The organism is Brevibacterium metallidurans, from assembly GCF_037101285.1.
Taxonomy (GTDB): Bacteria; Actinomycetota; Actinomycetes; order Actinomycetales; family Brevibacteriaceae; genus Brevibacterium; species Brevibacterium metallidurans.
This window is the reverse complement of the sequence record NZ_BAAAAF010000001.1, coordinates 63,752-76,760: the sequence shown is the minus strand read 5'-3', so window position 1 is coordinate 76,760 and position 13,009 is coordinate 63,752. Positions and strand designations below refer to the sequence as shown.

Below are 13,009 nucleotides of genomic sequence, written 5' to 3'. Positions count from 1 at the left end.
GGATCCCCCGATGACGCAGCCGCAGAATCAACCGCAGCCGCACCAGCGCCCCGCGACCGAACTCCCTCTCTCCCGCATCCACGGCCGCGCCTACTTCGCGGTCCAGGCGATCGCCGGCGCCGCCTGGTGGCTCGGCGTCTTCACGGTGACCGCCGTGCGCACGGCGACGCTCGGATCCCTCGATCCGGTCCTCGTCGCCGCCGTCGACATCCCGCTCTTCGTCCTCGCCTCCGCAGCCGTCGCCCTAGGTCTGCGCCGGGCCGTGTGGGTCGCGGTGCCGTGGACGATCCTCGTCGCTCTCGGCATGGCCGTCTATGCGACCGTGACCACCGAGGCGGGCCTCGGCGCCGTCCTCATGATCGCCGCCGCAGTCGCGAGCACCCTCGCCGGCCTCCTCGTCCTCACCGGCCGCGTGCCGACCGAGAGGCTCCTCTTCGGCCCGTTCTCCTTCCGCAGCTCGGGCACCGAGGACCAGAATTCCCTGCTCGTGCGCACCGGCCTCCAACTCGTCGTCTTCTGGGGTGTCTTCCTCGTCGTCATCCCGTGGATCCTCGCAGCGCTCGAGGAGCGGTGGGGGCTCGACGTGAAGTTCCCCGTCCTCGTCGTCGTCGCCGGCTTCGCCCTCCTCGTCCTGGCCAGCGCCCTGGGCATCTGGTCGGCGGTGACGATGGCGCGCTTCGGCGGCGGCACGCCCCTGCCCGCCGAGATGGCCAACCGCCTCGTCGACGACGGCCCCTACCGCTTCCTCCGCAATCCGATGGCCGTGGCCGGGGTCGTCCAGGGCGTGGCGATCGGGCTGTTCGTCGAGTCATGGTTCGTCATCGCCTACGCGATCGCCGGGTCCCTACTGTGGAATTGGATGATCCGCCCCCACGAGGAGGCCGACCTCCGCAGCCGCTTCGGTGAGGACTTCGACGACTACTCCGCCGAGGTGGCCTGCTGGGTCCCGCGGCCCCGCACCTGAGAGGAACCCCATGGTCACCTTCACCACGACGCTCATCAGCAACGGGAACAATGTCGGCATCGAGGTCCCCGAGGAGGTCGTCCTCGGCTTCGACGCCGGCCGACGCGTGCCCGTGATCGTGACGATCAACGGCTACTCGTACCCGTCGACGACCGCGGTCATGGGCGGGAAGCACCTCATCCCGCTCGCGAAGGCGCATCGGGAGGCCGCCGGTGTCGCGGGCGGCGAGACCCACGAGGTCACCCTCGTCCACGACACTTCGAGTCGGGACACTCCCGTCCCGGATGATCTCGCCGAGGCGCTCGACCGCAGCCGTGTCCGCGACGCCTTCGATGCGCTGGCTCCCTCGAAGCGCAAGGAGCACGTCCGGCAGGTCACCTCGGCAAAGGCTCCCGAGACCCGAGAGCGGCGGATCGCCAAGATCGTCGACTCCCTGACCGCCGGCGCATAGCCCCCGGAACCCGAGCCTGACCGCTCAGCCGTCGTGGACGGTGACCGCGTAGCCGTCGGGATCGGCGAAGGTGAAGGTCTGTCCGAAGGGACTCGGCGCCGGGGCCCGGAGGATCTCGACCCCCGCCTCGGCGAGGGAATCGTGCAACTCTGCGGCATCCTCGCACTTGAACCACAGCGCCACCCCGTTGCCCGGCCTCGGACCGGAATCGAGGTCGACACCGGGCAGAGGTTCGCGCACGGCGAAGGGGATCGGCTCGGTCGTGAAGACGACGGCCCCGGGCGGGCTCGCCGGTGCACGGGTGAGCCCGAGACGGGTGGTGTAGAAGTCCGCGGCAGCCTCGATGTCTCGGACCTGAAGGGCGACGAAGTCGACTCCTGTGACAGTCATGATCTCTCTCCTCTGTCGTCGTTGGGGCTCTGTCCTCGATGAGGATTCTTCTCAACGAGAATCAATATGTCAGGTTTCTGACATCTCGAATGTATGTCAGACTACTGACATGAGTCAAGACCTTCCGCGCCTCGAATCCCTCATCGGCTATCAGCTCAAGCATCTCCAGTCCCTGCTGCGGGCCCGCATGGAGGAGGTGCTGCGTCCGCTCGAGCTCTCGACGCCGCAGTACGCGTGCCTCGAACTGCTTCGGCGCTCCCCCGGGGCGTCGAACTCCGAGCTCGCGCGCGGGGCCTTCGTCACGCGGCAGGCGATGAACACCCTGCTGCGCGGACTGCAGGAGCGCGGTCTCGTCACCCGGCCGAGCACTGTCGACACGGGTCGGGCGCGTCCGACGACGCTCACTCCCGAAGGCGAGCAGCTCCTCGACGAGGCGGTCGCAGCGGTCGCGGGGATCGAGGAACGCCTGGTCAGCGGCTTGGATGAGGATGCGCAACGCGGCTTCGCCGAGGCCATTGAGTCGTGCATCGAGGCGCTGCAGGACTGAGGCGCTGAAGAGCTGAGACGCTGGAGGGCCGACCTGCTCGAAGGGGCGCTCAGCACACGACGAACTTGGCAGGCTCAGCGCACGACGAACCTGGCAGGCTCAGCGCACGACGAACTCGGCGGGCTCCCTCTCAATGCGCTGGGGCGACAGGAGCATGACGAGGAGGGCGAGCGCGGACCCGAGGCCGGCCCCGAGCGTGTTCGTCACGAGGTCGCTCACCGTCCCGAAGCGGGTCGGGGAGAGCAGGGTGAGCTGTGCGCCCTCGATGAGGCTCGTGAAGACGGCGCCGGCGACCCAGCCGATCCACCAGCGGCGCTCACCGAGCTGAAGGGCGAGCAGGAAGCCGAAGGGCACGAAGAGGCCGACGTTGGCGAGCATCTCCACGCGTTCGTAGGTCAGCCACGCGGTCGCCTCGTGGGAGGCGAAGAAGCTGAGCAGGCGGGCGATCGGGGAGCCGGGAGACGTGTCGAGCTGTCGCGGGGTGAGCGTGACGAGCCCGATGAAGGCCGTGTAGAGGATGAGCAGGCCCAACGGGACCGAACGCACGCGTTGCCTGAAGCCTGTCATCGCCGTCCACGATACCGGGCGAGCCTGAGACGGCGCGCTCACGCGAAGCGCGCGCTGAGGTCGGCGACCCGCCGTGACCGGTCGGCGACCTTCATTCGCCCCGCGCGTTCGAGCAGGCTCATCCCGTGCAGCGCACCCCAGAGCACCTCGGTCGCGGTGTCCTCGCCGACGACCTCGGCGATCACCGTGAAGGCGTCCCTGAGTTCGGGTTCATTGTCCTCTTCTGCGAATCGCGCTCCGATGGGCTCGGCGAACATCGCCTCGTAGACGGCCGGGTGCGCGTCGGCGAAATCGAGGTAGGCGTGGGCCAGCGCTGCGATGAGGGCGCGTCGATCGCCTCCGGACTCGTCTCCCGCCGCGTCGATCGCCGTCCGACACCGCTGCCGGAGGTCAACGAATCCCTCGAGGGCGACAGTGCGCATGATCTCCGCCTTGCCGCCGGGGAAGTGCCCGTAGAGGACCGGCTGCGAATAGCCGATCGCCTCGGAGAGCCGTCGGGTCGTCACCGCCGACCAGCCTGCGGAGTCCGCGCTGGTGCGGGCGGCTGCGAGGATCGCGGCGCGCCGCTCGTCGAGTCGTGTCTGTCTGTCGGTCACCGCCGCCCCCTCCCCTGGAATCCTTGCATCGACGACCTCCGCGCTCTAATCTAGCATTGCTAGATCGTCTAGCGCTGCTAGATTGTCGGTCGTGCCGGATCGGAACTGTCGAAGAATCGGCATCCAGAAGTCGACGCGGGGGTCGCGACGGTATAGCGGAATCGCCGACATCATCCGAACCAGCACTCGCCAGTGGAAGGACAACACCGTGGACGTCATCCTCGGAATCCTCGCGACGACGACCGTCGGCATCATGGTCGGCGTCGAACTCGCCGTCGCCGTCGTCGTCAATCCGATCACCCTGCGCCTGCCCGCAGGCCCATCGCTGAGCGCGCGGGCCGACGGTGCGCGGATGCTCGGGGCGTCGATGCCCGTGTGGTACATCGTCTCGCTTGTGCTCACGAGCGCGTTCGCGGCCCTGACCTGGGGATCGGCCTCGGCGTCGACGGCCGCGATCGCCGCCGTCCTCCTCGCCGTCAGTGTCATTATGTCCGTGACATTGCTCGTCCCGATCAACAACCGCACCAGGACGTGGACCGCCGAGGCCCATCCGACGGACTGGCGCGAGCAGGTCCGCCGATGGGACCGGCTCCACATCGTCCGCGTCGCCGTCATCGTCGCCGCCTTCGCGCTGCTCGCCTCGGCGGCGACGATCCTCTGACCGGCACTCCGGCCTCAGGGCACGCGACCCTCAGGGCACGCAGCCCTCAGACCCCGGCTGCCACCTCGGCGTCGTTCAGGGTCGCGATGTCGATGACGGCGCGGAAGTAGACCTCACCGGCGACGACCCGGTCGTAGGTGGAGTCCGCCTCGGTGATGCCGATCGTCTCGATCTGGGCGGCGATGCCGTGCTCGGCGCAGAAGTCGAGCATCTCCTGGGTCTCGGCGATGCCGCCGATGTTCGATCCGGCGAGCACCTTGCCGCCGCCGATGAGCGAACCGAAGGAGAGCTCCTGCTTGTTCGGCGGCAGGCCGACGACGGCCATGACACCGCGCGGGGCGAGGAGCCGCAGATACCGGTCGACGGGGATGTCGGCGCTGATCGTGTTGAGGATGAGGTCGAATTCGCCGCGGTGCTCGGTGAAGAAGTCCTCCTCCGCCGTCGAGAGCATCCTGGCCGCCCCGAGGTCGATCGCGAGCTGCTCCTTCTTCAGCGACCGGGAGAGCACGGTGACGTCGGCGCCCATGGCCGCGGCGATCTGCACGCCCATGTGTCCGAGACCGCCGAGGCCGAGGACCGCGACCTTCTTCGGCTTGCCGTCCTTGAGCTCGCCGGCACCCCAGCGGTGGAGCGGCGAGTATGTTGTGATGCCCGCGCACAGCAGCGGGGCGGCGACGTCGAAGTCGAGGCCGTCGGGGATGCGGAGGACGAACCGTTCGTTGACGACGACCTTCTCCGCGTAACCGCCCTGCGTGACCGTCCCGTCGACGTCGGTCGAGTTGTACGTGCCGACATTGCCGATGAGGCAGTTCTGCTCCTGGCCGGCGAGGCATTCGGCGCATTCGCCGCACGAGTTGACGAGACAGCCCACACCCACGCGGTCGCCGACCTTCCAGTCGGTGACCTCGGAGCCCACGGCCGAGACGACGCCGGCGATCTCGTGGCCGACGGTGAGCGGGAAGCTCGCCTCACCCCATTCGTTGCGGATCGTGTGGATGTCGCTGTGGCAGATGCCTGCCGCCTTGATGTCGATGACGACGTCGTCGGGGCGGGGGTCGCGGCGGTCGATCTCGGCGACGCGGAACGGTTGGTCGGGTCCGGTCTTCTGCAGTGCTTTGACAGTGATCGACATAGGTTCCTCCAGTGCTCGAGACAGGGGTTCGTGCGGACTCCGCACACACTACATCCTGCCGCTGACATGTCCCCCCGCGTCAAGGCCCGTGTCCCGCTGACTCGTCGCCCACGTCCTCGGAGCACCTCGGACACCGGCTACTTCGCCGCCGCCCGTTCCCCGATCGTCAGGTCCAGCGGAAAGTCGACGGGGGCACCGGAGAAGAGGAGTCTCCCCGCCGAGGCGGCCGCCTCCCTGATCGCGTCCGCGGCGGCCTCGGCGTGCGCCTCCGGGGCATGGACGATGACCTCGTCGTGGAGGAAGAAGACGAGGTGGGCGCGCCGAGAGAAGGCCGGCCCCGAGGCGGTCGCGGGCGAGCCCTCGATCTCCGGCAGCTGGGCCAGTCGCAATCGGAGGTCGGCGAGCCAGGCGAGCGCCCATTCGGCGGCGGTGCCCTGGACGACGAAGTTGCGGGTGAAGCGCCCCCAGTCCCCGGCGGCCCGACGGGCCCGATTCTCATCGTGCGGGGTGGCATCGATCTGGTCGGCCCGGGACTGGACGCGTCGCCAGCCCTCTCCGGGTTCCGGGGAGGTCCGTCCGAGCCACGTCGTCACGACTCCCCCGCGGCGTCCCTCCTCGGCTGCGGTGTCGACGAGGCGCATCGCGGCGGGGAACGACTGGCGCAGGCGGGGGACGAGACGACCGGCCTCCCCGGTCGTCGAGCCGTACATCGCCCCGAGGACCGCGATCTTCGCCTCCTGCCGGGTGGCGACGATACCCTCGTCGACGAGGCCGGAGTAGAGGTCGCGGCCGGACCCGGCCTCGGCCATCGCTCGGTCGCCGGACATCGCGGCGAGCGCCCGCGGTTCGAGCTGGGCGACGTCCGCGGAGATGAGCGTCCACCCGTCATCGGCGCGGAGGGCCGGGCGCAGCTGCCGGGGGATCTGGAGGGCGCCCCCACCGCTGGCAGCCCACCGGCCGGTGACGACGCCGCCGGGGACGTAGACGGGACGGTAGCGGCCCTCGGCCACCCACTCGGCGAGCCAGTGCCAGCCGTTGGCCGAGAGCAGCCGCGCCATCTTCTTGTACCGCAGCAGCGGTTCGATCGCAGGATGCGTCGATTCGGCGAGCTCCCACTTCGAGGTCGAGGACACGTTGATCCCAGCATTGCGCAGGGCAGGGAGCAGTCGGGTCGGGGAGTCGAGGCTGACGTTCGGGTCGTCGAGGGCGGTGCGGACCTCCTCGGCGGCGGCGAGCATCTTCGCAGGCTTCGCTCCCGCAGCGGGTCTCGGGCCGAGGAGGTCTGCGAGGATCCGCTCATGTTCGGCCACGTCCCACGGGACGCCTGCCGCGTGCATCTCCGCGGCGACGAGGCCGCCGGCGGATTCCGCGGCGAGGAGGAGCCGCAGCCGCCCGGGGTCGCTCGCGGTCCCGACTGCCGCCTGCTGGCGGGCGAATTCGGCGAGCGCTGCGGCGATGCCGTGCGGGACCTCCTTCACGTGCCCGCGTCCTCCCGCGACGTCGAAGAGGGTCTCGGCCTGCCCGACGGCGGGTGCGGTGACCGGTCCCGCGTCCCACTCGTCTGCCGCTGTGAGCGCCGAACGGTCGGTGACGAGAGAGGAACGGGCGAGGATCGCGTGGGCGAGCCGGAGGTCGTGGGCACGGTCGATGCGCACGCCGGAGGCGAGCAGCACCGGATACCACTTCGGGGTGTCGCTGACGACCCACCTCGGCGGGGAGGCACCGGGCCCAGCACCGCCCTCACGGTCACGGACGAGGTCGGGCAGGGCCGCCTCGGCGAGGGTCGTCCGTCCGATCTCCTCACCGTCGGGTCCGAGGTCGACGACGGTGACCCGATGGTCGCGCACCACAGGCGCATCCGCCTCCGAGTCCGCGCGACCGAGCACCGTCCACGCAGGCGTCGGCGCGGACTCGGAGGGCATGGGTCAACCCTACTGCGCGGGACTGACGCGGCCCGCCTGAGCATGATCTCGAATATTCTTGCCGCAGATGTCGAAACCAGCCGGGCTCGGTCGTCTCACCGATGAGCGACCGAACCACGGTCGCCGGAACGGCTGCACGATCCGCAGCAGAGGAAAGGAATCGATCATGCGCTGCTCACTCGTCTTCCACGCCCCCGAACCCGGCGCAGGCGCCCCGCAGCCCTCGGCCGAGGATATGGAGGAGATGCAACGGCTGATGACGGACTACGCCGATGCCCTCGAGGCGGCCGGCGTCTTCGTCGCCGCCGAGATGCTCGCACCCCAATCCGCGACCGTCACCGTCACCCGCCGCACCGGCACCGTCGTCATCGAGGACTGACCGTTCGCCGCGACGAAGGAGGCCCTCGCCGGCGTCTTCGTCATCGACGTCGAGGACCGGGACGCGGCGCTGGCCTGGGCGGAGAAGTTCCCCGGCACGGCCTACGGGGTCATCGAGGTCCGTCCCGTCGCCGTCGCCTACATCGACGGCGCATGGGTGCAGTCGTGAGCCGCTGATGGCCATCACCCCGGAGGAGCGGGCGATGATCGTGTCCCAGGATGCCTGGGGCAGGATCATCGCCCTCCTCGCCGCTGCCGACGGCGACATCGCCGGAGCCGAGGACGCCCTGGCCGCCGCGCTCGAGAAGGCCGTCCGCACATGGCCGGTCGACGGTGTGCCCGACAATCCGCAGGGCTGGCTCTACCGGGTCGCCCGCAATGCGCGCCGCGACGTGTGGAAGTCAGCGGCGGCGCGGACGTCGGTGGCCTTCTCCCCCGACCTCCACGACCGTCCCTCCCGCGCCGAGGCGGCCGACGGCGGCGATGTCGACGCCGTTCCCGATCGCCGGCTCGAACTCCTCGCCGCGTGTGCGCACCCGCAGATCGATCCGCCGACGCGGCCTCTGCTCATGCTCTCGGCCGTCCTCGGCATGACCGGGGCGCAGATCGCCGCGGCGATGGCCCTGCCGGCGGCGACCGTCTCGGCGCGGCTGACCCGCGCGAAGAAGCGGATCGCGGCCTCGGGCATCGGATTCGAGCTGCCCGACCGGTCGAGCATGCCCGCGCGGCTCGAGGCGATCCTCGAGGCGATCTACGGGGCCTTCGCGATCGAGTGGGTCCATGCGGCCGCGGAACCGCGCGCGGGGACGACTGGGGAGGCGCTCTTCCTCTCCCGACTCGTCGCCGAGCTCTGCCCCGACGACGCCGAGTCCCACGGCCTCGCGGCCCTCCTCCACCTCTCCGCCTCGCGTTTCCCCGCCCGACGCGACGCGGCCGGAGCGTTCGTCCCGCTGGCCGAGCAGGATCCGGACCGCTGGGATGCCTCCCTCGTCGCCCGCGGCGAACACCACCTCCGGAACGTCCACCTATGCCGGTCGGTGGGGCGGTTCGGCCTCGAAGCAGCGATCCAGATCGTCCACATGTCAGGCATCCGGCGGGGTCGGACCGACTGGCCGGTGCTCCTGCGCCTGCATAACGATCTCGAGGCGATGGCGCCGACGCTCGGCGGCGCCGTCGCCCGCAGCGCCGTCATCGCAGAGATCAGCGGCCCCGACGCCGGCCTCCGGGCCCTCGATCACGCAGGGGACACCGCGAGGATCGCTGGGTATCAGCCCGCGTGGACGCTGCGAGCCGATCTGCTCCGCAGATCCGGTCGGAACGCCGAGGCGCGGGAAGCGGTGGCGCGCGCGATCTCCCTGACCACAGACCCCGCCGAACGTGATCACCTCACGGGCATCGCACACCGCCTCGGCGACGACTGACTAGACTGACGACTGACTAGACTGCGGACGGCAGGAGCACCGCGGTCCCCAAGGCACCAGAGACGATGATGCGGCCGGATTCGATTCGCAGCTCCGAGTAGTCCAGGGGCCACTGCCCGACCGTCTTGCCTTCATCATCCCGGATGACGAGCCCATCGCTGGTCTCGAAGAGCAGCAGCGAGCCGTCGGTGCTCACTCCGGTGAGGCCGAGGATGCCTCCCGGCAGGTCCTCGAGCTCACCGGCCTGGGTGAAGGTGCGTCCGTTCTCGGCTTCGAAGAGTGCGGGCGTCCCGTCGGCGCTCACGCCGACGACGGTGCCCGCCTTCCGATGGTCGGCGACCGGGAAGGTCACCCCGCGGTAGGGCTGCGGGACGAACGGATACTGGGAGACGCCCTTCGTCCGGTCGACCTCGTTGCCTCGCAGGTCGTAGTACGCGTATTCGGGGTCGGTCTCCTGGATGTTCTGCACATAGCCGTCGCTGGCCCACGTGATGTCGAAGGCATCGGCCACCGATCTCGTCATCGTCACCGCGCCCTTGTTCGCGTCGATGACGGAGATCGTTCCTCCCAGTCGCTCCGTCACGCCGAGGAAGCCGTCGGCGAGGACGGTCACCGTCGCTCCGCTCGCGATCGGCAGTCGCCACACCTCGTCCTCACCTCGCAGACCGACGATGCCGGAGTCGGTCAGTTCGGCGACGAGCATGTCATCGACCCAGGTCAGCGGTGTCACCCCTGCTGCCTGCGGACTGACGCCGAGCTTCTGCCGCTCACGACCCGTGGCCGGATCGAACAGCGACCACCTCGGGTTCGCGGAGCCCTGCGCGGTGCCGATGAGCACCGCCGCCGCACGGTTGGTTTGGGCCTCGGAGGGCAGGAACGCGTCCCGAGTGCACGCCGCATCCTCGAGCTGCCATTGCACCGCCCCTCCGGTGAGAGCCCGGCCGAGCACCGTCGACGTGCCCACCGGTCCGCGCTGAAACTCGACGACCACATCGTCGGTCACGGCGCAGATCTCGTTCGGCGTCGCGTACTGGTCTCCGAGTCCCGCGGCATAGGCCGGATCGAACCACGCGCCCGCATCGCCGTGCGGGGACAGCTGCAGATCCGCCTCGGGCGGCAGGTCAGGATCGTTCGGATTCGCGGGAGTGCAGCCGGTCAGCGCGAGACCGAGCGCGACGGCGAGCGCGGCGATCGTGCGGACGGCGGGACGGGTCGAGGTCATGGAAGCGAATCTATCCTCGGATCCGGTCGCAGACGTGCCCGCGCTGTTCCGGTTCTGCCTCATCGGCGCGATCTTCATCCCCGCACTCACCACCGACAGCCCGGCGACCACGTACAGCGCGATCACACTCGCGAGCGGCGGCAAAGAGTCGAGCACCCGCAGAGCTGGAAGACCAGCGACGTCCTGATCGGTTTGTCTCTGCGATTCTCGGTCTACTCGATGACCGTGCGGGTCGCGGTGTGCTGCACGTCGAGTTCACGCAGCAGCGTGTCAAGCGCAGCCCGTCCCGGCTGGGAGAGGGTGCTTCGGAATTCGGAGTCGAGATCAGCCGCGGCACTGTTGCTCTCGGCCAGAAGGCTGCGACCTCGCTCGGTGAGTTCGATCGTCTGCACTCGCCTGTCCGATACGCTGCGCGACCGTGTCACGGCGCCGATCTCGATGAGCTGATCGACCAGCGACACCACCAGACTCGGCGCCACCTGCAGTCGCGTCGCGATGTCGCGCTGCGACTGCGCGAGACCCGCGTTGACCACGGCCAACAGGCCGACCTGCTTGTGCGTGAGTCCGATCTGTTCGATGCGCTCAGAGAACGCCTGCGTGAGTCTCGCCCCCAGCAGGCCCAGCCGGAAACACGCCGCGCCGAGAATCGCCTCGTCTTCTCCTTCACTCATGACCACTACGATAACATTGTGAATGATTCAGTAAAGAATGATTGATTGGAGAACGACTATGCCGTGGTGGATCGCACTGTTCAACACTCTGGCTGCTCTCGCCTCAACCGGCTTCGGGGTCGCCGCGCTGGTCAAGCCCGGCATGATCGCACCACAGGCCGACGAGGGCACGCCAAGCCGCTTCTATCCAGCGATGTACGCTGCTCGCGCGATACCGCTTGGGCTCGCGGTGGGCATCGCAGTCTGGCTCTCTCCAGCGTCGATATTCCTGTTTCTTCTGCTCGGGACCGCGATCCTCGCACAAGTCGGCGACGTGATCATCGGGGTTCTCCATCGACTTCCCGGCATGATCACCGGTGCCGTGTTCGCCGTGCTCTGTCATGGAGCGGCGGTTTTGGCGCTCCTCTAGCATCCGAGCTGCTTTCCTGACAGACCCAGCAGCAGGAGAACTCCGCCATCGCCGGAGTCGGCGCATGGAAGCGAAGCCATCCCCGGATCCGCGCTGTGGGCCGTCTGCGCTGTTCAGGTTCGGCAACAGTCGTCTTCCCTACCGCGATAAGCAAGAGCAGGGCCGGCACTCACCCGAGGGAGAGCGCGAGCACGGCGACGATGTTGCCCACGCACCGGACGAGGTTCCACCGGTTCCACGTCGCCTCGAAGCCCACTCGCGCAACTGAGCAGTCAGCGTTCGTGTCGATCGGCGCCTGGTCGAGGCGCTGGTTGAGCGGGACGTTGACCGTCACGGTGATGAGGAAGGAGGCGAGTGACCCGGCGGCGCCGACCCAGAGGAGCAGCACCGCTGTTCCGTCGACCGCGGCCCCGCTCACCGTCCCGACCACTGCGGCCGCGAGTGCCGTGACCGGGGCGGCGAAGAACACCGTGAGGAACGAGGGCCGGAGGATCGCTCGGTTGATCGCGCGGAATCCGTGGACGAACTCCTCATCGCTCAGGCGACGATACGCAGGTGAGACCGCGCAGACGAACGCGAAGAAGAGTCCCGCGAGGAGTCCGTTGACCACGACCGCCGAGGCGGTGAGCAGTCCCGTGATCATGACCGTGGACCCGCTCCGGGGTCCGTCCCGCCCGCGCCGAGGAGTGCCGCGACGGTCTCCTCGATGCTCGTGTCCACCGTGACCGACCGATCCCCGCGGGGAGCGAGGAGGCCGGCCGCATCGGCGCGGTAGAGCTCGGCGAGGCTGTCGGCGACATGCGGAGGGAAGCCCGCCTCGGCCAGGGCCGGCGACCACGAGGGCTCGGGAACGAGGTCGACGGTGAGCTCACGCCCGAGACCCCGGCCGAGCACCTCGGCGACCTCCCGTTCCGTCCGGGCGGGACCGATGACGTCGACGGCCTCGGTCGCGGGCGGCGGGTCGAGCAGGCACCCGGCAGCGAGCGCCCCGAGGTCTCGGGTCGCGACCATGGGCACGGGCACTTCGGCGGAGGAGGCGAAGACGGGGTAGGTCCCGGTGTCGCGGGCGAGGTCGATGACGTCGGAGACCTTCTCCTGGAAGTGGCCCGAACGCAGGGCGGTGAGTTTCGTCCCAGCCGCCCGCAGCGCCCGCTCGAGGCGGTGGAGTCCGGTGATCGGGCCCGTGCCGGTCGCGAGGTCGGCGCCTACCGAGGAGAGCATGACGACGTGAGGCACGGCAGCCCTGGCCACGGCTGCGGCGATGGAGGCGATGAGCCGGTCGGCGTGGGCGTCGAGGTCGTCGGCGCCGAGGTCGAAGGGAAGGAGCACGAAGAATCCGTCCGCTCCGTTCAGCGCCGCGCTCAATCCCTCCTCGTCGTCGAGGCCGGTGACGACCGCCTCGGCGCCGGCCTCCTCCCAGCGCTTCGCGTCAGTGTCCCTGCGGACGAGGACGCGGGTGTCCGCGCCTGAATCGAGCATGGCCCTCGCGGTGGCCGATCCGACGCGTCCCGTTGCTCCTGCGATGACGTACATGGTCAGTCCTCTTCTCTTCTGCTGCGAACCGTTCTGCCTGCACCTCCGACGCTACGGAGCGCAGTTCGGTCGATCCATGCCCGGAGAACCGCTCTTCTTGCCCGATCGTCCGAACCAGGCGGACGATCGGTGGGATTCTGTGCGA

The 13,009-nt window shown here is 69.3% G+C and carries 17 protein-coding genes and 1 pseudogene; 9 read left to right on the top strand and 9 right to left on the bottom strand.

The genetic code is table 11. From position 1 onward, the window contains the following. Nucleotides 1-10 precede the first annotated feature (10 nt). Nucleotides 11-964, top strand: a complete 954-nt coding sequence (locus AACX88_RS00380) for a methyltransferase family protein (RefSeq protein WP_339391121.1) — start codon at nt 11-13, stop codon at nt 962-964. 10 nt (nt 965-974) lie between these two features. After that, complete coding sequence (locus AACX88_RS00375; RefSeq protein WP_339391120.1) at nt 975-1,415, top strand: YdeI/OmpD-associated family protein; 441 nt, start codon at nt 975-977, stop codon at nt 1,413-1,415. Nucleotides 1,416-1,439: 24 nt separating this feature from the next. Here the strand turns inward: AACX88_RS00375 and AACX88_RS00370 are convergent, their stop codons facing one another. Next, nucleotides 1,440-1,805, bottom strand: a complete 366-nt coding sequence (locus AACX88_RS00370; protein WP_339391119.1) for a VOC family protein — start codon at nt 1,803-1,805, stop codon at nt 1,440-1,442. Between the two features lie 109 nt (nt 1,806-1,914). On the opposite strand from AACX88_RS00370, the gene AACX88_RS00365 reads away from it, so the two are divergent. Continuing rightward, nucleotides 1,915-2,352: a MarR family winged helix-turn-helix transcriptional regulator gene (locus AACX88_RS00365; protein WP_339391118.1), complete on the top strand. Its 438-nt coding sequence runs from the start codon at nt 1,915-1,917 to the stop codon at nt 2,350-2,352. A 99-nt stretch (nt 2,353-2,451) separates the two neighbouring features. Here AACX88_RS00365 and AACX88_RS00360 read toward each other — a convergent pair whose 3' ends face one another. Together AACX88_RS00360 and AACX88_RS00355 are read right to left on the bottom strand one after the other, a co-directional pair. After that, nucleotides 2,452-2,919 carry a VanZ family protein gene (locus tag AACX88_RS00360; RefSeq protein ID WP_339391117.1) on the bottom strand — a complete coding sequence of 156 codons (468 nt, stop codon included), beginning with the start codon at nt 2,917-2,919 and terminating at the stop codon, nt 2,452-2,454. Nucleotides 2,920-2,957: 38 nt separating this feature from the next. Beyond that, entirely contained in the window at nt 2,958-3,515 is a 558-nt protein-coding gene (locus AACX88_RS00355; RefSeq protein WP_339391116.1) for a TetR/AcrR family transcriptional regulator, read from the bottom strand. A gap of 208 nt (nt 3,516-3,723) precedes the next feature. On the opposite strand from AACX88_RS00355, the gene AACX88_RS00350 reads away from it, so the two are divergent. Continuing rightward, nucleotides 3,724-4,176 (top strand): anthrone oxygenase family protein, encoded by a 453-nt coding sequence (locus tag AACX88_RS00350; RefSeq protein WP_339391115.1) that lies wholly within the window; start codon nt 3,724-3,726, stop codon nt 4,174-4,176. Between the two features lie 46 nt (nt 4,177-4,222). On the opposite strand, the gene AACX88_RS00345 is transcribed toward AACX88_RS00350, so the two are convergent. Next, nucleotides 4,223-5,308 carry an NAD(P)-dependent alcohol dehydrogenase gene (locus AACX88_RS00345; RefSeq protein ID WP_339391114.1) on the bottom strand — a complete coding sequence of 362 codons (1,086 nt, stop codon included), beginning with the start codon at nt 5,306-5,308 and terminating at the stop codon, nt 4,223-4,225. A 137-nt stretch (nt 5,309-5,445) separates the two neighbouring features. Next, complete coding sequence (locus AACX88_RS00340; protein ID WP_339391113.1) at nt 5,446-7,230, bottom strand: bifunctional 3'-5' exonuclease/DNA polymerase; 1,785 nt, start codon at nt 7,228-7,230, stop codon at nt 5,446-5,448. Between the two features lie 67 nt (nt 7,231-7,297). Here AACX88_RS00340 and AACX88_RS00335 point away from each other — a divergent pair, with 67 nt between their 5' ends. From AACX88_RS00335 to AACX88_RS00325, 3 genes and pseudogenes are all read left to right on the top strand, one after another. Next, nucleotides 7,298-7,609 carry a YciI family protein gene (locus AACX88_RS00335; RefSeq protein ID WP_339391112.1) on the top strand — a complete coding sequence of 104 codons (312 nt, stop codon included), beginning with the start codon at nt 7,298-7,300 and terminating at the stop codon, nt 7,607-7,609. A gap of 12 nt (nt 7,610-7,621) precedes the next feature. Continuing rightward, nucleotides 7,622-7,777, top strand: a pseudogene (locus tag AACX88_RS00330) (YciI family protein); the annotation flags it as partial. 7 nt (nt 7,778-7,784) lie between these two features. Further along, nucleotides 7,785-9,029, top strand: a complete 1,245-nt coding sequence (locus tag AACX88_RS00325; RefSeq protein WP_339391111.1) for an RNA polymerase sigma factor — start codon at nt 7,785-7,787, stop codon at nt 9,027-9,029. Nucleotides 9,030-9,045: 16 nt separating this feature from the next. On the opposite strand, the gene AACX88_RS00320 is transcribed toward AACX88_RS00325, so the two are convergent. After that, nucleotides 9,046-10,251, bottom strand: a complete 1,206-nt coding sequence (locus AACX88_RS00320; RefSeq protein ID WP_339391110.1) for a hypothetical protein — start codon at nt 10,249-10,251, stop codon at nt 9,046-9,048. Between AACX88_RS00320 and AACX88_RS00315 the strand changes: the two genes are divergently transcribed. Beyond that, nucleotides 10,250-10,438 (top strand): hypothetical protein, encoded by a 189-nt coding sequence (locus AACX88_RS00315; protein ID WP_259786688.1) that lies wholly within the window; start codon nt 10,250-10,252, stop codon nt 10,436-10,438. The genes AACX88_RS00320 and AACX88_RS00315 overlap by 2 nt on opposite strands. Before the next feature lie 25 nt (nt 10,439-10,463). On the opposite strand, the gene AACX88_RS00310 is transcribed toward AACX88_RS00315, so the two are convergent. Continuing rightward, on the bottom strand, nt 10,464-10,922 hold the full coding sequence (locus AACX88_RS00310) for a MarR family winged helix-turn-helix transcriptional regulator (protein WP_259786690.1): 459 nt from the start codon (nt 10,920-10,922) through the stop codon (nt 10,464-10,466). A gap of 58 nt (nt 10,923-10,980) precedes the next feature. On the opposite strand from AACX88_RS00310, the gene AACX88_RS00305 reads away from it, so the two are divergent. After that, the gene (locus AACX88_RS00305; protein WP_259786692.1) at nt 10,981-11,331 is read left to right on the top strand and encodes a hypothetical protein; all 351 of its coding nucleotides are present in this window, start codon (nt 10,981-10,983) and stop codon (nt 11,329-11,331) included. 169 nt (nt 11,332-11,500) lie between these two features. Here AACX88_RS00305 and AACX88_RS00300 read toward each other — a convergent pair whose 3' ends face one another. Both AACX88_RS00300 and AACX88_RS00295 read right to left on the bottom strand, forming a co-directional pair. After that, on the bottom strand, nt 11,501-11,974 hold the full coding sequence (locus AACX88_RS00300; protein ID WP_259786694.1) for an anthrone oxygenase family protein: 474 nt from the start codon (nt 11,972-11,974) through the stop codon (nt 11,501-11,503). After that, a complete protein-coding gene (locus AACX88_RS00295) occupies nt 11,971-12,864 on the bottom strand; it encodes an NmrA family NAD(P)-binding protein (RefSeq protein WP_259786696.1) in 894 nt (297 codons plus the stop codon). The genes AACX88_RS00300 and AACX88_RS00295 overlap by 4 nt, the downstream gene beginning before the upstream one ends. Between the last annotated feature and the right edge of the window lie 145 nt (nt 12,865-13,009).

What these genes read in the sequence shown, in the direction of transcription:
- AACX88_RS00300 (WP_259786694.1), bottom strand. Translation starts at nt 11,974, where the DNA reads ATGATCACGGGACTGCTCACCGCCTCGGCGGTCGTGGTCAACGGACTC.
- AACX88_RS00320 (WP_339391110.1), bottom strand. Translation starts at nt 10,251, where the DNA reads ATGACCTCGACCCGTCCCGCCGTCCGCACGATCGCCGCGCTCGCCGTC.
- AACX88_RS00295 (WP_259786696.1), bottom strand. Translation starts at nt 12,864, where the DNA reads ATGTACGTCATCGCAGGAGCAACGGGACGCGTCGGATCGGCCACCGCG.
- AACX88_RS00315 (WP_259786688.1), top strand. Translation starts at nt 10,250, where the DNA reads ATGGAAGCGAATCTATCCTCGGATCCGGTCGCAGACGTGCCCGCGCTG.
- AACX88_RS00375 (WP_339391120.1), top strand. Translation starts at nt 975, where the DNA reads ATGGTCACCTTCACCACGACGCTCATCAGCAACGGGAACAATGTCGGC.
- AACX88_RS00335 (WP_339391112.1), top strand. Translation starts at nt 7,298, where the DNA reads ATGTCGAAACCAGCCGGGCTCGGTCGTCTCACCGATGAGCGACCGAAC.
- AACX88_RS00340 (WP_339391113.1), bottom strand. Translation starts at nt 7,230, where the DNA reads ATGCCCTCCGAGTCCGCGCCGACGCCTGCGTGGACGGTGCTCGGTCGC.
- AACX88_RS00370 (WP_339391119.1), bottom strand. Translation starts at nt 1,805, where the DNA reads ATGACTGTCACAGGAGTCGACTTCGTCGCCCTTCAGGTCCGAGACATC.
- AACX88_RS00360 (WP_339391117.1), bottom strand. Translation starts at nt 2,919, where the DNA reads ATGACAGGCTTCAGGCAACGCGTGCGTTCGGTCCCGTTGGGCCTGCTC.
- AACX88_RS00305 (WP_259786692.1), top strand. Translation starts at nt 10,981, where the DNA reads ATGCCGTGGTGGATCGCACTGTTCAACACTCTGGCTGCTCTCGCCTCA.
- AACX88_RS00325 (WP_339391111.1), top strand. Translation starts at nt 7,785, where the DNA reads ATGGCCATCACCCCGGAGGAGCGGGCGATGATCGTGTCCCAGGATGCC.
- AACX88_RS00345 (WP_339391114.1), bottom strand. Translation starts at nt 5,308, where the DNA reads ATGTCGATCACTGTCAAAGCACTGCAGAAGACCGGACCCGACCAACCG.
- AACX88_RS00380 (WP_339391121.1), top strand. Translation starts at nt 11, where the DNA reads ATGACGCAGCCGCAGAATCAACCGCAGCCGCACCAGCGCCCCGCGACC.
- AACX88_RS00310 (WP_259786690.1), bottom strand. Translation starts at nt 10,922, where the DNA reads ATGAGTGAAGGAGAAGACGAGGCGATTCTCGGCGCGGCGTGTTTCCGG.
- AACX88_RS00365 (WP_339391118.1), top strand. Translation starts at nt 1,915, where the DNA reads ATGAGTCAAGACCTTCCGCGCCTCGAATCCCTCATCGGCTATCAGCTC.